The following is a 19814-nucleotide window of genomic DNA, read 5'->3' on the forward strand; positions in this document are numbered from 1 at the left end:
TGCTCCTATTCGTAATGCGTCGCCTGAATGTCGCGCGCTAGCGTGATCACGTCGTCGATCGACGCAATCGAATGCCGGTCGACAAGCAGCCGCTCCGCGCATCGCAGCGCGCGCACTTCGACCGTTGCGCGCAACGCTTCGTCGGCAATGCTCGTCACGTCCGCGACCTTCGCCATGCCGACGATGCGCCGGATCATCTTGCAGCCCGCGAAGCCGAGCGATGCCGCGAAAAGCCGCTGCATGAAGCGCGCGCGAAATGCTTCGGCGCATGCGCCGCCGCGGTCGTCGCCGATGAAATGGCTTTTGCGGCGGCTTTCATGCTCGCGCCATAGCGCGGCGAACTGGCTGGCAAAGCCATTCCAGATCAGCGTGGTCTGTTCGAGCAGCCACTCGCGATACGCCAGCTCGGCACTCGCTTTCGCTTGCGTTTTTATACGGGGGTTGTGGTCGTGCCAGTCGCGCGAGAAATAAGCGAGCAGCAGGTTCGCGAGCACCGCGCCGACATCGAAGCCCATCGGCCCGTAGAACGCGAACTCGGGGTCGATCACATAGGTCTCGTCCTGATTGACCATGATCGAACCGGTATGCAAATCGCCGTGCAGCAGCGTCTCTGCGTCATTCATGAAGGACCATTTCATTTCGCCGACAGCGACGCGCAATGCCGGCGACTTCCACAGCCGCTCGATTTCCGCGCGCGGAAACGCGGCGCTGTAGACGTTCGACGCATGGTCCTCGAACGGATATGTGAAAACGAGGTCCTCGGTGATCTTGCACAGTTCGCTGTTGATCGCAGCGCTGACCGCCTGCTTCTTCACGTCCGGCGCAAGATAGAGATCGGAGCCGAAAAAGAGCGTATGCGCGAGATAGGTGGACAGGTGACCGGCAAGCTTCGGGTAGACGATGCCGTCCATCAGCCCTTGCCGCAGGATCCGATGCGACGAGAGCCGCTGCATCACCATCAGGAAGCGCTCGTTGTCGGCGTGATAGACGCGCGGCACATGCTGCGGACACAGCGCGCCAAAGCGCCGCAAGGCGGCGACTTCGCGCTCCATCCGATGCCGCGTCAACGGCCACGTCTTGCCGACAAGCCGTAGAAACGGCGGCGCCTGCTTGACGACGACGCTGTTCTCCGGCTTCTTCGTATTGCTCGCGAAGTAGACGTAGTTCAGGTTGCCGTCGCCGACCTCGGCAATATCGAGCTCGCCGGGTTCGTTCAGCAGCGCATAGACCGAAGGCACGCTGCGCAGATAAGCCGATAGCTCGTCACAACTCATTGCCTCAAATTCCATGGACTGTCTCCTCCACGGTTGAACCGCAATGCCCTGGTCGTTCGCTGGCGCTTATCCGCCAGGCTTTTTATGCGAAGCGTTGCCCGCTAGCGGGTTATCGCTTCTTGCGAACCAGGTCGAACTTGAAAATGCTCGTGTTGTAGTAGTCGTTGCTATAGCAAAGCGGCTCGCCGCTTTGATCGAAATCCACTTCATCCAGCAGCAGAAAGAGGCCAAAGCCGTCGCCCAGTTCGGGTAGGTCGCGCGGCGTGAGGATGGTCGGCTGGATCGACGTATGCGTATGCGACAGGCGGCGTCCCGTGCGCGCAAACATCGCGAACAGCGACTCGCCGAGATCGCCGCCGGCCGCATCGAACACGGCCTTCGGCACGGTGTCGATGCAATAGGCGGCAATGGCATCGTCGGCGCAGCGCACGCGTTCGATGCGCACGCAATCGTCGCCGACGTTGATTTGCAGTTTGCCGGCCAGCGCCTCCGACGCCTTGATAGGCTCAATCTGGATCCGGCACGTGGACGGCACCGCGCCGACGCTGCGGATCATGTCGGTCACAGACATCAGATCATCGAGGCCGCCCTGCAATCTAAGCGAAATTTGTCTGATGAAGGTGCCGCGACCCTGCACCCGTGACAGCAGACCGTGCGAAATCATCTGCGCGACGGCTTCCCGAAGGCTCGACCGCCCGACCCCTAACAACTCGCAAAGCTCCATTTCCGTGGGGATTTGATCGCCTGGCTTGAGCGAACGCTCGCGGATCATCGACATCAGCGATTCCTGGATCTTTTCGCTCATCGAGTGTTCGACGGACAGGCGCATAGGTGTCTGAGGAGTCGGCTAACGGACCGAATATACATCAGATGTCTGATGTTTCCGTGGGTGTTTACCCGTGGACGGATTGCCGCGAACCTGCGCAAGCGTTATGCGCTTTGCGATTGCTGCGAATGCACATCGCCGCCTATGCTTGAGCCTTAGGGATTCTTTGCTTTGATTGTTTTTGCGCGGCCGCCTGAACCGGCACAACCGCTTAGGGAGTTTTAGATGCTACAAGCGCTTCATCATCTGCACGTGCGGGCACGCACGCGCGGGCTCGTCGACATAACGAAGCAGATCAGGGAGTTTGTCGCGGAACAGGCAATTGAGGTCGGCCTGCTGACGATTTTTTGCCGGCATACCTCGGCTTCGCTGCTGATTCAGGAGAACGCGGACCCATCGGTGCAACGGGATATCGAGCGATACTTCGCAACGATCGCGCCCGAAGACGCGCATCGCTACGAGCACGACACGGAAGGACTCGACGATATGCCCGCGCATTTGCGCACGGCATTGACGCAGGTGCAATTGTCCGTACCGGTCGAGGAAGGGCGCCTGGTGCTCGGTACGTGGCAAGGCATCTACCTGTTCGAGCATCGGCGTGAACCGTCAACGCGCGATATCGTGCTGCATCTGCTTGGGACCTAGTTTGCGGCCCGTCACTCTTCCAGACGCTTGAGTTCTTCGTGTGCCATCCGCTCGAGTTCTTCGAGCGTGAAGTCGTTGACGTTCATGCTGGCTTGAAAGTGAATCTGCACCTTCGCCGACTCCCCTGCCGGATTTTGCAGAACCACGAAGACGGTATTCGGATGGACGTCGCGGTTGATTGTGACAGTTGTAATTCTGAGCGTCATTTGCTGCTCCCCGGTTTTGATCTGCTTTTAGCTTACCCGAAGCTTGAGTACGACGAAACCCGTAAGCTTGCCTGGTTGGCCTGTTCGAGCATCGCCGGTTTCGGCGGTGCGTCAATTTGTCTCCTCCTGCGATGTCGCGATTTTGCATCGCCACGACAGGGTGCCGCCTCGCTTACGGTATTGACAGCAAGCGCCGCTTGGTGACTTAGTGAAGCTCGCGCGGCGGTCGGTCCGTTGTCGGCTGCGCTGTATACCAATCGTCAATCGACGTCACGGCGTTGCGCTCGACGATGCTCATCGCCATCAGCACATCGATTTTCAGCTTCGGGAAGGTCACGTCAACGCCCGGAATATGGGCTTGCCTTGTGCGCTCTTCGATGCCCTCGATCGTGGCCTCGCAATGCCATTGAGTGCCGGACGCATCGGGCGCCATATCGACAGTGACCCGAAAGCCACGGTGATTGAATGCCATAAATCCTCCAGATTCCTAACAAAAACGCAAGAGCGCTCCTCCGCGAGATGCGGAGAGGCCGCGACTATACATCCGGAAAAAAAGTTGTTCAGCGACGCGGGCGTTTTGCGCGGCCACGCAAGGGCACGTTTCTTACAACGCATTGACGGAAAGTTGAACGGATATACTTGGCAGGCTTTCTTGCGTCTCGCGACACCTGTCCCACCCGAAACAGGAAGTCACGATGATTCCCTCCGTTCGTTATGCATCGGCGTTTGTCGTCAATGTGGTATTGCCGACGGCGGCGTATCGCATTGCCCTTCCCCATGTTGGGCTGCTCGGTGCATTGCTCGCCTCTGCCGTTCCGCCGCTGGTGTGGATCGGTATCGATCTTGTGCGTTATCGACACTTCGATGCGTTGAGTGGGATGGTGCTGGCGAGCATTGCGATGTCGTTGCTGGTCTATGTGTCCGGTGCCGCCGAAGCATTGCGCGCGGCGCGTGAGCCTTTGGTGAGCGGTATTGTCGGTGTGTTTTTTCTGCTGTCGCTTCTGCTGCGTCGGCCACTGGTTTTCTATCTCGCGCGGTCGACCATGTCACGTGAGCGGCAGGGAAGTGAGGTCGAATTCGACGCGAGGTGGCAGAAGCGGCCAGCCCTCGCACGATCCATCCGGTTGATGACGGCTGTTTGGGGCGTCGGCCTCGTCTGTGAAAACGCTGCGCGGTTATGGGTGGTTTCGTCGTTTGACAATGATGACGCGCATCGCGTTTCGACTTACGTCGGGTATGCCGTGTATGCCGCGTTGACGGTGTGGACCGTTGTCTATCGGCATGTGGTTGTTAAAAGGCAGTGAAGCATCGCTGCGGTCTTCGGCTTGACGTTGCCTTCGCCTTTGTCTAACTCCCACCTAATTCGCTCGCTCTAGCCTTGGTCATGTGGGCCCGCTCGATTGCTATGCACTCGTTTGAATGGCAAGTGCTGGACGCTGCGCGTGATGGGCCTGCATATCCAAAAAGAGACTTTTATCTGTGGAGCGACATCATGCTTGATCGTTCACCGTTGACGACATTGCTCGAATCGGCGATCGCGAAGAAACCTGCGCTCGCGTTCTATTCCGGTTATCAGGACACGCTCGAAGCGATCAACCGGGGCGGACAGTTTAATCTCGCAGGGCTCGAATTGATGGTGCCGCGCGGGGTGTACCCGCCGCGGCCTGGCAGCGCGACGGAGTTCTTCTGCAAGAACTGGTCGGCGGCGGGGCTCGGTGAACCGACGGGCTCGCTGCTTGAACTCGGATGCGGTTCCGGTGCGCTGACGCTGCATGCTGCACGGCTCGGATGGCAAGCGACGGGTTCGGATATCGATGAGCGCGCAGTGAGCGCGGCGCGGCGCAATGCGCAACACAATGGGGTTGAGGCTGAGTTTGTCTGCTCGGATCTGTTTGAGGCGTTCGAAGGTCAGCAGTTCGATGTGGTTATTTTCAATCAGCCGTTTGTGCATAAGCCGATGGTGAGTGTCGAGGAAAGGACGCTTGCAAGCGCGAATGGGGAATTGACGAGGCGGTTTTTTGATGAGGCCGCTCGGTATCTTCGGCCGGGTGGGAAGCTTGTTTTCTCTTACTCGAATTGCTCGGATGAACGGTTGCTCGATCGGGCGGATTGGGCGATGGAGCTTGTCGCCTGTGACTATGACGCGTTGGGGCAGTATTGGAGGGTGGTGTTGGTGGGGAGGGCGATTGAAGCGTGAGCTTGCGGTCGGAGCTGGGAGTCTTTATGAACTCAGTCGATTGGCAAGCGGCTGTTGGTAGACTTCGGGGCCCGATGTGATGAACTCAATCACTGCGTTCGCACGGCCTTGGTTCAACGAGCAAGAGATAAGTGTCCAATGAGCAGAATTCACGAAGAAATTTCGGAACGTATTTCTATACTCGTTGGTTTGGAACTCAGCGGAATCACCTGCGCGGCCGATATGCTCATGCTTCAGTTCGGGCCGCTAACACCGGTGAGAAACCGGAAAGGCGCCGTCAAGCATGTGGGGAAACGGGCGCTTCACATTCAATGCCCGTGGCAGATCGAGTGCGCTGGCTGCGTGCTTGCCAGTCAAGCGGACCTTCGCGGGTCGGATGGTCAAGCCGCCCATGTCGTCGATAAGCTAGGCGAACTAATACGCGTACACGGTTTACACATTGTAGAGCGGCGCGAGTTACCGAATGGGGTGATGTTGATCTTTTGCTATCGGCGAGCGTAAGAATTTTGACTACGCCTGCTCACGTTGCCGATGCTGAAGACTGGCGCCTTTTTGCTCCGGGAAAAAATGAGCATTTTGTATTTGAAGGTGGAAAGATCGTCTAGCGGAATGCGCCGCTCGAACGCACACCTTTGCCACACAGAGACAGGCCAAATGGATCAGCGATGCTCATCAATGTCGATTTCGATGCCTTCGATCTCACATAGATTGCGGATGTCATCTGGTATGTGCGGCACGCGGTTACCGGTGTCGTTGTACCAATAGCAGAAGAGTCGAACGCTCGCGTTCTCCCGGTCGACACGTTTGCGAAAATCGTCTCGCGGAAGTTCCAGGCGCTCGATCAGATAGCGCAAGTGCGGCTCCAGTTCGTCACCGACGATTTTATCTTTGCTGCTTACGCTCCATACGCCTGTCCGACGCGTCAAGTTGCGTCCCTGCCCGGTAGGATCAGGAATGGGATCCCCTTTGCTGATCGCAAGATCCGGTGCAACGCCGAAATAGTCAGTCCAGGAATTCGGCAATACTTGATCACCCGAAATAGTAAAGGATGCGTGCGCACGTCGAGCTAAGTTCATGACGGCTCCGTGATTAGTAGTTGTGCATGTTGTCGATCAGTTTGCCGCGAAAGTAGACGTCCCCATTGTCATGCCAGATGACGTTATCGTCTCCTCTCAGCCCATTCGCATGCTTCATGTCGTGAATCATGCCGCCGAAGACACTACGGTTGTAGCCAGGCATCTTTGCCGCAAAGTCTTCGTTGCCGGTTTTTGCTGCCAGTTCCTGAGCTTCACCCATTGGTCCGGCCAGTATGTACTCGAAAGAACGCGCGTCGCCAAGCAACGTAGATTTGCCGACCAGGTTGCCACTTTCGCCCGCACTTCCCAGTTCGGACAGGTCATCTTCGGCGACATCCTCACTCACGCCCGAGAGGTCTGGCATGCCGTACTTGCTGATCCAACCGGCTGCAGAGAACACGACGGCGCTGGTGAGCGGGATGAGCCTGAACATGGCCCGCATGAAATCGGCGTTGACACCGTCCATCATCACGGCAGTTTCGGCCCACGTCGGGCGCTCTGCATTCAATCGTTCCAACTGTGCGCGATATCGCTCCATTACGGGAACATCGAGCGCCCGTCGTAATCGACCACGCCCCAAAAGGAAGACGTCAAAGGCTTCCGGGGCGGCCATACGAGTCCAGCGGCCGGAGGCGCATCTTCAGGAACGACCACCGCTGCGCCTTCCCGCACGAGGTCCTGCAATGTCTGCACGACTTCCAGATCGGTACCGTGTTTAGCAACGCGGTCGTACCAGTGGAATTCTTCCGCGAGAAACTGCCGCAAGCGCGTTACAAGAGCAGCATCCATCGCCCATATATCCACGTAAGCGGCCAAGGCGAATTTCTGGCCAGCTTCTATCGCAATCCGCTCTTCGTCCGACACAATCACGCTTCGAAGATAGTTACCCCGCTTGTACAACATGTAGCGACGCCACGAGTCTGTCTTTAGTTCTGTTGCCATGAGCATTGTGCGGAACACTGAGGTTCGCACAATGTAAGTTCAAGCGATGAGCGGGCAGTCAAAAATTGTTAAGGCTCATTCGCAAATGGTTCTGCATGCCTCGGGGCCGTTTCCTCTTGATGCGCTGATGGCGCTATCCGGTAAAACGTAGGGGCTTGTGTTTATTCTCGGAGGGTTGCAGGAAACAGTGCCCACAAGACTCTTAATTCGTTCTGGTCCGGTATAGTTACTGTGGTTTTATTGTCAATAAATCTACGGCGCCTCATCGAAGCTCCTAAGGTGACCGCTCACATCAGCCAGAGATTTCACCTTCCGCGTCCGTTCCCGCTCCAGGAATTTGCACGCGACGAACCGCAACTGCTCTGGCCTTCACTTGGCTCAGCATCTTCTCTGTCCATTTCTCGTCAGCAAGAAGGGGAACAATCTGGCGATCTGTCAGGAGCCTTCTATAACTCACGTGGGTTGCCAGCGTCGCAATCTCTCCTTACGCAAGGCAGGTACATGTTCCGGGAGAATTCCATAAGGATCGCTTGTGAACGACTCGAGAGCAGTCTCGACAAGATCAGTCGGGATTTCACGGCAAGCCAGAACTTCGGCGGCGACATCGACGAGAGGATCTGGCGGAAACAGTAGGCCGCCGCCCGCATACATCTCCAGGAAATGTTCGCCGACACTTCGATCGTGGTGGAATTGCAGCATTTCAACACCCGGTCATCCCTCGAATGAATGACAAAAGGGGAGCTCAGTGACCCATGCACACTGTTCACTTGGTCTAGGTAATTGCTGAGGTCCAAGCGGTATGTAGCGATCCAGGGGAGATTCAAGTGTCCCGAGGCGAATCGTGCGCGACACGAAACGGCACGGAAGACAGGCTCTCTCGGCGACGCTATCCGTGCACACGTCGAACCGGTCGGAGGCATCGATCTCGACCCTTATCTTCCCCGCCGCGGTTGCAACCTCGGTGAGCAGCAGCCCAGCGCAGCCTGACGGCGTGGACTGAAAAAGACAAAGCCCGTAAGTCATCGACATTACGGGCTTCGGAATGTATTCCTTGGCGGAGAGACGGGGATTCGAACCCCGGATAGGCTATTAACCTATACACGCTTTCCAGGCGTGCGACTTAAACCACTCATCCATCTCTCCGGCGGGGACGCGCATTATAGCAAACTCCTGAGCGCGCGCCCATATCCCAAACGGCTGACAGCGGAACGGCCTATGAACGCCAGACGAACACCGGACAACCACCCCCTCAAGGGTGCCGAATATAGTCCACCAGCGCCCGCGTATAGGCATCCGGCTTCCGGTCAACCAGGCTCACCACGATCGCCACCACAAACCCCGCCGGCACGCCAAACACGCCCGAACTGATCGGCTCGATCCCAAACCACCTCGGTCCAGCAAACCCCGTCATCTGCGTGAAGTACGGATACGTCGACACGATGTAATACACGCACACCGCGAGCCCCGCCACCATCCCGGCCACGGCGCCAAGACGCGTCGTCCGCTTCCAGAACACGCCGAGCACGAGCACCGGAAACAGACTCGACGCCGCCAGCGAAAACGCCGCGCCCACCAGAAACAGAATGTTTCCCGTATTTAACGACGCCACATACGACGCAAACAACGCCACGCCCAGCAGCAGAATCTTCGAGATCGTCACGCGCCGCTGGCTCGAGGCCTCCGGATCGACCATGTGGTAGTAGACATCGTGCGACAGCGCATTCGCGATCGTCAGCAACAAGCCATCCGCCGTCGAAAGCGCGGCGGCGAGCGCGCCCGCCGCGATCAGCCCCGACATCACATACGGCAGTCCCGCAATCTCCGGCGCGGCCAGCACGACCATATCGGGCTGCATCTGAATCTCGCTCCAGCGCACGATGCCGTCGCCGTTCAGGTCCGCGATACTGATCAGATACGGCTCGACCTTGCGCCACTGCATCACCCATTGCGGCAGTTCCGAAAAGCGCTCGCCGACCAGATTCGTCAGGATGTCGTACTTGATCAACACCGCAAGCACCGGCACGGTCAGATAGAACAGCGCGACAAAAAACAACGTCCACCCGACCGAGCGCCGCGCGGACGCGACCGACGTCGTCGTGTTATAGCGCGTCAGGATATGCGGCAGACTCGCGGTCCCCAACGAAAGACACAGCAGCAGCGACAGAAAATTGCGCCTGTGCACGCGTCGCTCTTCGTCGCCTTCATCGGGAAACGGCTCATGCATCGGCACGGGCGGCGCAGCCAGCGCGAGCAGTGCGTCGCGTTGCTGCGTCCACACGATGCGCGCCGCGGCCGCGTCGCGTGGAAACCGCGCAAGCGTGCGTTCGAGTTCCGCAATCTCGCGCAGCGGCCCATTGCGTCGGCGCAGTTCGTCGAGCCGCTGCGTCAACGCATTCTTTTCAGCGACAAACGACTGCGGCAACGCGTCGATCTCCGTCTGCATCTGTGCCGCGCGCCGTCGATACACATTGCGCACCGCCTGCTCCTGCGGCGCATTGCGCACATCGCGCTCGAGCGCTTCGACGCGCTCCATCACGCGCCCATAGTTGAACTGCGGCACCCAGCCGAGCCCGTCCTTATGCGCGATCATCGACACCGGAATCAGGATCGCGGCGATCAGAATGATGTATTGCGCGACCTGCGTCCATGTCACCGCGCGCATGCCGCCCAAAAACGAGCACACGAGAATGCCCGCCAGTCCGCAGAAAATCCCGATGGCGAAATCGACGCCGATAAAGCGCGTCGCAATCAGCCCGACACCCTGAATCTGCGCGACCAGATACACGAACGAACAGAGAATCGCCGCGAGTGCCGCGAGGCCGCGCACCGCGTTGCTCGAAAACCGCGTGCCGAGAAAATCGGGAATCGTATAGCGCGCGAGCTTGCGCACATACGGCGCGAGCAGAAACGCGACCAGGCAGTAGCCGCCGGTCCAGCCCATCATGTACGCAAGACCGTCGTATCCGGTCGCATAGAGCGAGCCCGCAAGACCGATAAACGATGCTGCGGAAAGCCAGTCGGCCGCCGTCGCCATGCCGTTGAACACCGACGGCACACGCCGCCCGGCCACGTAGTATTCGACCAGATCCGACGTGCGCGACAGCAAGCCGATCACCGCATAAACCGCAATCGGCACAAACAGAAACACATAGCCGACCCACATGCCCGGCCCGTTCGCCGCCTCGATGCGCCACGCAATATAGATAAAAAGCAGAAAGCCGAGCGTATAGATCGAATAGGAACGGATCAGCCGATGCGCGAGCTTCATCGGTTCGCTTGCCGCGCGGCGGCATCCGCTTCGAATGCACGCTGCAGCGCGCGGTCGGCGAATTGCATCGAGACGATATAGACGACGATCAGCGCGAGGTAGACAAGAATCGCGCCTTGCGCGCCGACGTAGAACGGGAAGCTGAAACCGAAAAGCCGCACGCCCGCCAGCCCGCGCGAGGCGGCCGGCACGATAAACGACACGACGAAGCCGATCACCATCAGCGTCGCGATCAATATCAGATTGAAACGCCAGTAACGCCGATGCGCGAGCGCCATCGCGTCCGAAACCGGCGGCGGTTCAGGCGGTGGATTAATTGTTGGTCGGGTAGAAGCGTGTGGCGCGGCCATGCGCCTATTTAACAAAAAGCCGTTGCGCACGCAATCAGGATTGTCCGCGCAACGGCCTTTTGTGCTGCTGCAATACTACGGTCGTGGTATTGCTGTACTGCTTCTTAAAGCGAATCGCCTGCTTAGCGCGACTCGCCCAGCTGATCGAGAATCGCCGGATTCTCGAGCGTCGACACGTCCTGCGTAATCTCCTCGCCCTTCGCCAGCGAGCGCAGCAGACGCCGCATAATCTTGCCCGAGCGTGTCTTCGGCAGGTTGTCGCCGAAGCGGATGTCCTTCGGCTTCGCGATCGGCCCGATTTCCTTGCCAACCCAGTTGCGCAGGTCGTTGGCGATCTGCTTCGCTTCATCGCCTTCCGGACGCGAGCGCTTCAGCACAACGAACGCGCATACGGCTTCGCCGGTCGTGTCGTCGGGACGCCCGACCACGGCCGCTTCCGCCACGAGCGGATTGGCGACCAGCGCCGACTCGATCTCCATCGTGCCGAGCCGGTGTCCCGACACGTTGAGCACGTCGTCGATACGGCCCATGATCGTGAAGTAGCCAGTTTCCTTGTCGCGGATGCTGCCGTCGCCGGCCAGATACAGCTTGCCGCCCAGTTCCTCCGGGAAGTAGCTCTTCCTGAAGCGCTCCGGGTCGCCCCAGATCGTGCGGATCATCGACGGCCATGGGCGCTTCACGACCAGAATGCCACCCTGCCCGTTCGGCACGTCCTGGCCCGTTTCGTCGACGACGGCCGCCATGATGCCCGGCAGGACCAGCGTGCACGAGCCCGGCACGAGCGGTGTCGCGCCCGGCAGCGGCGTGATCATATGGCCGCCGGTTTCCGTCTGCCACCACGTATCGACGATCGGGCAGCGCGAGCCGCCGACCTGCTCGTAGTACCACACCCATGCTTCGGGATTGATCGGCTCGCCCACTGTGCCGAGCACGCGCAGCGACGACAGGTCGTAGCTCTTCGGATGCACCTTCGGGTCCGCGTCGGCCATCTTGATCAGCGAACGGATCGCCGTCGGCGCCGTGTAGAACAGCGTGACCTTGTGCTTCGCGATCATCTCCCAGAAGCGGCCCGCGTTCGGATAGGTCGGCACGCCTTCGAACACGACCTGCGTGGCGCCGAGCGTCAGCGGCCCGTAGGCGATATAGCTGTGGCCCGTCACCCAGCCGATGTCGGCCGTACACCAGAACACGTCACTGGGCTTCCAGTCGAAGGCCCATTTGATGGTCTGCGCGGCCCACAGCAGATAACCGCCGGTGCTGTGCTGCACGCCCTTCGGCTTGCCCGTCGAGCCCGACGTATAAAGAATGAAAAGCGGATGCTCGGCGCCGACCCATTCCGGCGCGCACTGGTCGCTCTCGCCTTGCGCGATTTCATGCATCCACAGGTCGCGGCCTTCGTGCCATGCCACCTTGCCGCCCGTGCGGCGATAGACAATCACGTCCTTCACCGCCTCGCAGCCGCCCATCGCGAGCGCTTCGTCGGCAATGCTCTTGAGCGGCAGCGCCTTGCCGCCGCGCATCTGCTCGTCGGCGGTGATCAGCGCAACCGCGCCGACGTCGACGAGGCGCTCGTTCAGCGATTTCGACGAGAAGCCGCCGAACACGACCGAATGCGTCGCCCCGATACGCGCACACGCCTGCATCGCGACGATGCCTTCAACCGACATCGGCATATAGATGACGACGCGGTCGCCCTTCTTGATGCCGCGCTTTTTCAGCGCATTGGCGAAGCGCGACACGCGCTGCAGCATGTCCTTGTAGGTGATACGCGTGACGGCGCCGTCGTCGGCTTCGAAGATCACGGCGACGCGGTCGCCGTTGCCCGCTTCGACATGGCGATCGAGGCTGTTGTAAGAAGCGTTGAGTTCGCCGTCGTCGTACCACTTGTAGAACGGTGCGTTCGATTCGTCGAGCACCTTCGAGAACGGCTTGTGCCAACTGAGCGTTTCGCGCGCCAGTCGCGCCCAGAACCCTTCGTAATCGCGCTCCGCTTCGGCGACGAGCGCCTTGTAAGCGTCCATGCCGGATATCGTGGCCGCCTTCATCGTTTCGGCGGACGGCGGGAACACGCGGCGTTCCTGAAGAACGGATTCAATCGCTGACATCGACTACCCCTTGGTGAAGATGAAACGTAAAACCTGTGCCGGTGTAATGTGAGCACACCGTATGGCGCGTGCCTGCACGCGGCGCTTACGAACGCCGCGCGGCGCCTGTCTCCCAACCCTCATGCACAACGAAGCCGCCTGACGATTCGCGAGGCGAGGCACACGTGAAGGAACCCGCGTGCGGCGGCGCAACATGGCGCCCGCGCGCCGGTGCATGCATGAACCCGAACCCGCGCGCTCCGTGTACAAGTCATATAACACTTTATTGACCCGTTCCCGTGCCAAAGTAAGCGCTGCAACTTACCGTGCACTTACGCGGCTCTGCGCATTCGGGTCATCCCCTACTCGCGGCATTGCATGATGAAACCCGCTCCTGCAATGCTAACTGAACTGACCATTTCCCTTCCAGCAACGCCGCAACCTGCCTGCCCATCGGCGGCCTTAACCGCACCGGCACGGCGCCGGCGGGTGTCGCGGTACAATGTCGCGCCGCGCGCAGGTACGAAACCCGCCCGACGCAGCCCCAGCCGGCACCGCCGGCGCCTTCTTCCGCGATCCTGACCGCCTATGTCCGCCTCGAACTTCGATCCCGGCAGCCGCTCGCCCCGCCGTCGCATGCGCCCTCTGCCCGCCGTCATCTTCATGAGCCGCTGGCTGCAGGTGCCGCTCTATCTGGGCCTCATCGTCGCGCAGGCGGTCTATGTGGTGCTTTTCCTCAAGGAAGTCTGGCACCTCGTCACGTCGGCCATGAAGCTCGACGAAACGGCCACGATGCTGGTCGTGCTGAGCCTGATCGACGTGGTGATGATCTCGAATCTGCTGATCATGGTGATCGTCGGCGGCTACGAAACCTTCGTGCAGCGGCTTGGCGTCGAAGGCCATCCCGACGAGCCCGAGTGGCTCGACCATGTGAATGCGGGCGTGCTGAAGGTCAAGCTTTCCATGGCGCTGATCAGCATCTCGTCGATTCATCTGTTAAAGACCTTTATCGATCCCGACCAGCGCAGCGAACACGCGATCATGTGGCAGGTGATCATTCACCTTTCGTTCCTCGTGTCGGCGGTGGTCATGGCATGGGTCGACCGCCTGACGACGCATACGCATCCCGAGCACTTTCACGAGCCGGCGCCGCACGCGCCGAAGCCATCCGATGCAACCGATTTGTCCTCCCCTGAAGGCGCATGAGTGATAGCGCATTCGCGATCACGACAAAAAACGCCCATGTCCCCACTGAGCTAGCTATGACCGTTATCAAACAGGAAGACCTGATTCAGAGCATTGCCGATTCGCTGCAGTACATCAGCTACTACCACCCGCAGGACTATATTCAGGCGCTCGGCCGCGCTTACGAGCTTGAAGAGAGTCCCGCTGCGAAAGACGCGATCGCACAGATCCTGACCAACAGCCGTATGTGCGCCGAAGGCCACCGGCCGATCTGCCAGGACACGGGCATCGTCACCGTGTTCGTGAAGGTGGGGATGGACGTGCGTTGGGACGGTGCGACGATGAGCGTCACCGACATGATCAACGAAGGTGTCCGCCGCGGCTATCTGCACCCGGACAACGTGCTGCGCGCATCGATCGTGAGCCCGCCCGAGGGCGCGCGCAAGAACACGAAGGACAACACGCCCGCGGTCATTCACTACGAGATCGTGCCCGGCGACAAGATCGACGTGCAGGTCGCGGCGAAAGGCGGCGGCTCGGAAAACAAGTCGAAGTTCGCGATGCTGAACCCGTCCGATTCGATCGTCGACTGGGTGCTCAAGACCGTGCCGACGATGGGCGCGGGCTGGTGCCCGCCGGGCATGCTCGGCATCGGCATCGGCGGCACGGCCGAGAAAGCGATGCTGATGGCGAAGGAATCGCTGATGGATTCGATCGACATCCAGGACGTCATCGCGCGCGGCCCGCGGGACTGGATCGAAGAGCTGCGCGTCGAGCTGCACGAGAAGGTCAATGCGCTCGGCATCGGCGCACAAGGTCTCGGCGGTCTTGCCACGGTACTCGATGTGAAGATCATGGCGGCGCCGACGCATGCGGCTTCGAAGCCGATCGCGATCATCCCGAACTGCGCGGCCACGCGCCACGCGCATTTCACGCTCGATGGGTCGGGCGTCGCGAAGCTCGAACCGCCGTCGCTCGATGCATGGCCGAAGGTGCAATGGACCGCGAACACCGAAACGAGCAAGCGCGTCGATCTGAATACGCTCACGCCTGAAGAAGTCGCGAGCTGGAAGCCGGGCCAGACGCTGCTCCTGAGCGGCAAGATGCTGACGGGCCGCGACGCCGCGCACAAGCGCATCGCGGACATGCTGGCCGCGGGCGAAAAGCTGCCGGTCGATTTCACGAATCGCGTGATTTATTACGTTGGCCCGGTCGATCCGGTTCGCGACGAAGCCGTCGGCCCCGCGGGCCCGACGACGTCGACGCGCATGGACAAGTTCACCGACATGATGCTTGCGCAGACCGGCTTGATCTCGATGATCGGCAAAGCCGAGCGCGGTCCGGTTGCGATCGAGGCCATCAGGAAGCACAAGGCTGCGTACCTGATGGCAGTGGGCGGCGCCGCGTATCTCGTATCGAAAGCGATTCGCAGCGCGAAGGTGCTCGCCTTCGAAGACCTCGGCATGGAAGCGATCTACGAGTTCGACGTGGCGGATATGCCGGTAACGGTGGCCGTCGATTCGCACGGCACGTCGGTCCATCAGACCGGGCCGAAGGAATGGCAAGCGAAGATCGGCAAGATTCCGGTCGCGACTGCATAAGCATCCGAACGCCTTAAGCCGCTTAAGCTGTTATCCACTGCTTTAAAGAAGCAAAGCCGGGGCTTCAAGTCCCGGCTTTTTTCGTTCAGAGCATTCTCGTAAATCAGTCTGCGAGATCGATTTACGCGAACGATTCTCATCAACAACATCTGTCCTTGGCATTTTCGAATCGGACGTTTATTGTTGTGGAAAATCAAATCTGCCCGGTCTCCAAGAGGAAATACCATCATGCAAGGCGACAAGAAGGTCATTGAATATCTGAACGCCCAGTTGAAGAACGAACTGACCGCGATCAACCAGTATTTTCTGCATGCGCGGATGTACAAGCACTGGGGCCTCGACAAGCTCGGCAAACATGAATACGACGAGTCGATCGGCGAAATGAAACACGCCGACAAACTGATCGAACGTATTTTCATGCTCGATGCGCTGCCCAATCTGCAAGACTTGCACAAGCTGCTCGTCGGCGAAGAAACCAAAGAGATTCTCGAGTGCGATCTGAAACTCGAGCAAGGCTCCCAGGCGACGTGCAAGGAAGCCATTGCCCATTGCGAATCGGTGCGCGATTTCGTGTCGCGTGAAATTTTCGTGTCGATCCTCGAAGACACCGAAGAACATATCGACTGGCTCGAAACGCAGCTCGACCTGATCGACAAGGTCGGCATTCAGAACTACCAGCAATCGGGCATGGGCGACTCGATCGAGTCGTAAGCGCGAGGTTCGCGTCGATGCGCGGGGCTGTTAAACTGCCGGCCATTTGCATCGCGCTCGCCATCGTCGCCGTTCCTCGTGACGGCAGGCCTGTGGTGTACGCCGCGCGATTTTGACCCGAGCGCTTTCTTCGCTTTCCTCTTTTCATGACCGCCTTGCCATCCGCTTCGATCATCGCCCCTGCCTCGCCGTCCGGCGCACCGGCGGCGGACGGTATCGCGGTGGCCGCCGGCTCGCATGCGCCGGTCGGCATCTTCGATTCGGGTCTCGGCGGCCTGTCCGTGCTGCGCGCCGTGCGTGCGCAATTGCCCGAAGAAGCGCTGATCTACGTGGCGGATTCGCGCTACGCGCCATACGGCGAACGCGACGACCACTTCATCGCCGAGCGTACGCTTGCGATCGGCGAATGGCTGATCGCGCGGGGCGCCAAGGCGCTCGTCGTTGCCTGCAATACGGCCACCGCGCAGTCGATCGCACTGGCGCGCGAGCGCCTGCCGATCCCGGTGATCGGCGTCGAGCCGGGCATCAAGCCCGCCGCGCTGCAATCCAGAACGCACGTCGCCGGCGTGCTCGCGACGCAGGTCACGCTGCGCAGCGCGCGGTTTCTCGCGCTGCACGAGCGCTACGCGGCCGATTGCAAGTTCCTCTGCCAGCCCGGTCACGGTCTCGTCGAGGCAATCGAACGATGCGACCTCGCTTCGCCCGCATTGCGCGCACTGCTCGCCGACTATCTGCAGCCGATGCTCGATGCCGGCGCGGATACCCTCGTGCTCGGCTGCACGCACTACCCGTTTCTCGATGCGACGATCCGCGAGCTCGTCGGCGAGCGGCTTACGCTGATCGACACGAGTGTCGCGATCGCGCGTCAGCTCGAGCGCGTGCTCGAACAGCACGGTTTGCGCGCGGCGGCCGGCGCCCCGGCGGCCACGCCTCGCTTCTGCTCGACGAGCGACGGGGCGCATCTGCAACAGTTGTCGCGAACCTTGCTCGATATCGACGCCCCCGTCGAGCGCGTGACGATTCCGTCTCCCCGCACGATGGAACTCGAAGCGGCCGAGGTCGACGCTGAGATCGAGGTCGACGTTGAGATCGAGTCGCCGCCGGCCACGCCCGGCGGCGGCCGGCTCGCCGATCTGGCACCCACCTCCCGTCCCGCGCCCGAAGCGGCCTGATCTTCCGCCTTGCCGGCGCCGGGCGGCCCACTTCCAGCCGTCCCGCGCCTTTGCACCAGCGTGCGGCACACCACGCCCGTCCGGCGAAAACCCTGCCAGGAGGCTGGTTTTGTTACAAAATTCCGCACGTAGCGCTTGCCAAACAGCCCCTACAAAATGATAATAATTCGCATTAACGTTGCCTATCGCGATCCACCATGATTGTCTGCGTGTGCAAATCTGTCTCCGACCGGAAAATCCGGGCATCGATCGCCGAGGGCATCGACACCTTCGACGAGCTTCAGTTCGAACTCGGCGTAGCCATTTGCTGCGGCAAGTGCGAGGAATCCGTGCGCGACGTGATGGCGCAAAGCGGCGTCTGCGCGAGCCGTTGCGGCGTCGAACCGCCTGTCGAGGCCGTCCCGCTGACTTTCTACGAACGCAAGGCCGCGTAAAACTGCCGGCGCGGCAGTCTCCGCGCTCAACCGCCGTCAGCAAGCCACCGTATCCAGTCATCGGACTCAAGCCAGCGACACGATTCCTCGAGGAGTTCGGGATGGAATTGCTGATTGGTTTTGTCACGACGCTGTTCATTTCGCTGCTTATATTCCGAAAATGACGTTGCTTTGCCTGACGTGCTGCATCGCCGGCGCGCCGCTACGCTAAACATGCAGGCTTCTTCCCCTACCACAGCAGGCTTCCCGGCAGCCGGTTCCGCCCGGTTCAATCCGCGTCTGGCGGCGGCGATCGTCGCCGTTCTGGTCGCGCATGCCGTCCTCGTCGTCATTGCGTTGACGATGCGCGACAAGCCGTTGCCGAAACCGGTCGAGCTGCGCTCGATCACCGCCGAGTTGCTGAGTCCGCCCGCCCCGCCGGTGGCCGCGCCCGCGGCGATCCAGTCGACGCCTACGCCGCCGCCGAAACCCACGCCGCCCGTGCATCGCGAAAAGCCGAAGGTCCAGCCGCGTCCGACGCCGGTGCAAAAGCCGACTCCGACGCCGCTGCCCGAAGCAGCCGCGCCGTCGCAGCACGAAATCGCTTCGCCCGAGCCGGCGCCGCCCGCTCCGCCTGCGCCCGCCGCGCCGCCTGAAGCAGCCGCGCCCCCCGCTGCCGCGAGACCGACGCTTGCGCTGTCCGCTCCGAAGAGCGTGTCGCATCTCGATTGCAGCATCTCGGAACCCGACTATCCGGCGCTGTCGCGCCGGCGCGGCGAAAGCGGCACGGCGTATGTGCGCTTCGTGGTCGGCTTGACGGGCAAGATCGAAAACATCGAGCTGAAAAGGAGCAGCGGTTTCGACCGGCTCGACGACGCCGCCATGTCGGCAATGCGCTCGAGCTCGTGCAAGCCGTATCTGGAAAACGGCCAGCCGATCCGCGCAACGTACACGCAACCGTTCGAGTTCGGCCTCAAGGACTGAGCCGGGACCGGGGCATCCAGCGCGGGACTTGAACTCGGGACTTGAGCGCGGGACCCGATCCGCCCGGTCCGTCGAACCGCTGACGCAGTTTTCAAAAAGAAGGAATGGCAATGCAAAACTACGGTATGGCCCACGTGTGGGCACAAGGGGATTTCGTGACGCGCGGCATCGCGCTCGCGCTCCTGATCATGTCGGTGCTGTCGTGGACCGTGATCGTCGTCAAGAGTCTCGGCGTGATGCGCCTGAACCGGCTCACCAAAAACGCCGAGCGCTCGTTCTGGCATTCGGACGACCTCGCCGAAGGCATCAAGAAGCTCGGCAGCGGCAAGTCGACGCCGCACGACAACCCGTTCCTCGCGCTCGCGCTGTCGGGCCAGGAAGCCGCCGACCATCATCACCAGACGCAACCGCATCTGCATGACCGCATGGATGTGTCCGACTGGATCACGCGCTGCCTGAAAGACACGATGGACGATTGCGTCGCGCGCATGCAAAGCGGCCTCGCGATTCTCGCGTCGATCGGCAGTACCGCGCCGTTCGTCGGCCTGTTCGGTACCGTGTGGGGCATTTATCACGCGCTGCTGACGATCGGCGCAACCGGCCAGTCGTCGATCGACCAGGTCGCGGGCCCGGTCGGCGAAGCGCTGATCATGACTGCGGCGGGTCTGTTCGTCGCGATTCCGGCGGTGCTCGCGTACAACGCGCTGACGCGTGCAAATAAAGGAATCGTCACGAAACTGAATCGCTTCGCGCATGGCCTGCACGCGTTCTTCGTGACGGGTGCGCGCCTGTCGTCGTCCAAGCGTGGTGCGGACGGTCTGCGGCTCGCGGCGCAGCGCCGCCCGGCCCACGCCGCCAATGCAAACTGATTGACGAGGCA

20 protein-coding genes and 1 tRNA gene are annotated in these 19814 nt (G+C 60.7%); 10 read left to right on the forward strand and 11 right to left on the reverse strand.

Annotated features, from left to right (window positions below; translation table 11 throughout):
- Positions 1-5 precede the first annotated feature (5 nt).
- Together mtnK and ACYPXD_RS23475 are read right to left on the reverse strand one after the other, a co-directional pair.
- Entirely contained in the window at positions 6-1289 is a 1284-nt protein-coding gene (gene mtnK, locus ACYPXD_RS23470; protein WP_459716602.1) for an S-methyl-5-thioribose kinase, read from the reverse strand.
- A gap of 94 nt (positions 1290-1383) precedes the next feature.
- Positions 1384-2079: a GntR family transcriptional regulator gene (locus tag ACYPXD_RS23475; RefSeq protein ID WP_459716605.1), complete on the reverse strand. Its 696-nt coding sequence runs from the start codon at positions 2077-2079 to the stop codon at positions 1384-1386.
- 246 nt (positions 2080-2325) lie between these two features.
- On the opposite strand from ACYPXD_RS23475, the gene ACYPXD_RS23480 reads away from it, so the two are divergent.
- Positions 2326-2745 (forward strand): secondary thiamine-phosphate synthase enzyme YjbQ, encoded by a 420-nt coding sequence (locus ACYPXD_RS23480; RefSeq protein ID WP_459716608.1) that lies wholly within the window; start codon positions 2326-2328, stop codon positions 2743-2745.
- Between the two features lie 11 nt (positions 2746-2756).
- On the opposite strand, the gene ACYPXD_RS23485 is transcribed toward ACYPXD_RS23480, so the two are convergent.
- Together ACYPXD_RS23485 and ACYPXD_RS23490 are read right to left on the reverse strand one after the other, a co-directional pair.
- A complete protein-coding gene (locus tag ACYPXD_RS23485; RefSeq protein WP_459716611.1) occupies positions 2757-2951 on the reverse strand; it encodes a hypothetical protein in 195 nt (64 codons plus the stop codon).
- 205 nt (positions 2952-3156) lie between these two features.
- Positions 3157-3384 carry a hypothetical protein gene (locus tag ACYPXD_RS23490; protein ID WP_459716614.1) on the reverse strand — a complete coding sequence of 76 codons (228 nt, stop codon included), beginning with the start codon at positions 3382-3384 and terminating at the stop codon, positions 3157-3159.
- Between the two features lie 262 nt (positions 3385-3646).
- Here ACYPXD_RS23490 and ACYPXD_RS23495 point away from each other — a divergent pair, with 262 nt between their 5' ends.
- Both ACYPXD_RS23495 and ACYPXD_RS23500 read left to right on the forward strand, forming a co-directional pair.
- Positions 3647-4255 carry a VC0807 family protein gene (locus ACYPXD_RS23495; protein ID WP_459716617.1) on the forward strand — a complete coding sequence of 203 codons (609 nt, stop codon included), beginning with the start codon at positions 3647-3649 and terminating at the stop codon, positions 4253-4255.
- A 188-nt stretch (positions 4256-4443) separates the two neighbouring features.
- Complete coding sequence (locus ACYPXD_RS23500) at positions 4444-5148, forward strand: Rossmann-like fold-containing protein (protein WP_459716619.1); 705 nt, start codon at positions 4444-4446, stop codon at positions 5146-5148.
- A gap of 659 nt (positions 5149-5807) precedes the next feature.
- On the opposite strand, the gene ACYPXD_RS23505 is transcribed toward ACYPXD_RS23500, so the two are convergent.
- The 7 genes from ACYPXD_RS23505 to acs all read right to left on the reverse strand — a co-directional run bounded on the left by ACYPXD_RS23505 (position 5808) and on the right by acs (position 12889).
- Positions 5808-6224, reverse strand: a complete 417-nt coding sequence (locus ACYPXD_RS23505) for a DUF4279 domain-containing protein (RefSeq protein ID WP_459716621.1) — start codon at positions 6222-6224, stop codon at positions 5808-5810.
- Positions 6225-6237: 13 nt separating this feature from the next.
- Positions 6238-6837, reverse strand: a complete 600-nt coding sequence (locus ACYPXD_RS23510) for a hypothetical protein (RefSeq protein WP_459716623.1) — start codon at positions 6835-6837, stop codon at positions 6238-6240.
- Complete coding sequence (locus ACYPXD_RS23515; protein WP_459716625.1) at positions 6762-7166, reverse strand: hypothetical protein; 405 nt, start codon at positions 7164-7166, stop codon at positions 6762-6764. The genes ACYPXD_RS23510 and ACYPXD_RS23515 overlap by 76 nt, the downstream gene beginning before the upstream one ends.
- 1052 nt (positions 7167-8218) lie before the next feature.
- A tRNA-Ser gene (locus ACYPXD_RS23520) sits at positions 8219-8309 on the reverse strand.
- A 106-nt stretch (positions 8310-8415) separates the two neighbouring features.
- On the reverse strand, positions 8416-10434 hold the full coding sequence (locus ACYPXD_RS23525) for a sodium:solute symporter family protein (RefSeq protein ID WP_459716628.1): 2019 nt from the start codon (positions 10432-10434) through the stop codon (positions 8416-8418).
- A complete protein-coding gene (locus ACYPXD_RS23530) occupies positions 10431-10712 on the reverse strand; it encodes a DUF4212 domain-containing protein (RefSeq protein ID WP_459716631.1) in 282 nt (93 codons plus the stop codon). Before ACYPXD_RS23530 ends, ACYPXD_RS23525 begins: the two co-directional genes overlap by 4 nt.
- 194 nt (positions 10713-10906) lie before the next feature.
- Positions 10907-12889 (reverse strand): acetate--CoA ligase, encoded by a 1983-nt coding sequence (gene acs, locus ACYPXD_RS23535; RefSeq protein ID WP_459716634.1) that lies wholly within the window; start codon positions 12887-12889, stop codon positions 10907-10909.
- A 567-nt stretch (positions 12890-13456) separates the two neighbouring features.
- Here acs and ACYPXD_RS23540 point away from each other — a divergent pair.
- The 7 genes from ACYPXD_RS23540 (at position 13457) to ACYPXD_RS23570 (ending at position 19803) form a co-directional block, all read left to right on the forward strand.
- Positions 13457-14074 carry a TIGR00645 family protein gene (locus ACYPXD_RS23540; protein WP_459716636.1) on the forward strand — a complete coding sequence of 206 codons (618 nt, stop codon included), beginning with the start codon at positions 13457-13459 and terminating at the stop codon, positions 14072-14074.
- Between the two features lie 56 nt (positions 14075-14130).
- Positions 14131-15654, forward strand: a complete 1524-nt coding sequence (locus tag ACYPXD_RS23545; protein WP_459716638.1) for a fumarate hydratase — start codon at positions 14131-14133, stop codon at positions 15652-15654.
- A gap of 228 nt (positions 15655-15882) precedes the next feature.
- The gene (bfr, locus tag ACYPXD_RS23550; RefSeq protein ID WP_459716640.1) at positions 15883-16365 is read left to right on the forward strand and encodes a bacterioferritin; all 483 of its coding nucleotides are present in this window, start codon (positions 15883-15885) and stop codon (positions 16363-16365) included.
- Positions 16366-16511: 146 nt separating this feature from the next.
- Entirely contained in the window at positions 16512-17537 is a 1026-nt protein-coding gene (gene murI, locus ACYPXD_RS23555) for a glutamate racemase (RefSeq protein ID WP_459716643.1), read from the forward strand.
- Between the two features lie 197 nt (positions 17538-17734).
- Positions 17735-17971 (forward strand): (2Fe-2S)-binding protein, encoded by a 237-nt coding sequence (locus tag ACYPXD_RS23560; protein ID WP_459716646.1) that lies wholly within the window; start codon positions 17735-17737, stop codon positions 17969-17971.
- A gap of 213 nt (positions 17972-18184) precedes the next feature.
- Positions 18185-18934, forward strand: coding sequence for an energy transducer TonB (locus ACYPXD_RS23565; protein ID WP_459716760.1), 750 nt, complete (start codon positions 18185-18187; stop codon positions 18932-18934).
- 110 nt (positions 18935-19044) lie between these two features.
- Positions 19045-19803 (forward strand): MotA/TolQ/ExbB proton channel family protein, encoded by a 759-nt coding sequence (locus ACYPXD_RS23570; protein WP_459716648.1) that lies wholly within the window; start codon positions 19045-19047, stop codon positions 19801-19803.
- Positions 19804-19814 lie beyond the last annotated feature (11 nt).

This window comes from Paraburkholderia sp. 2C, from assembly GCF_054589215.1.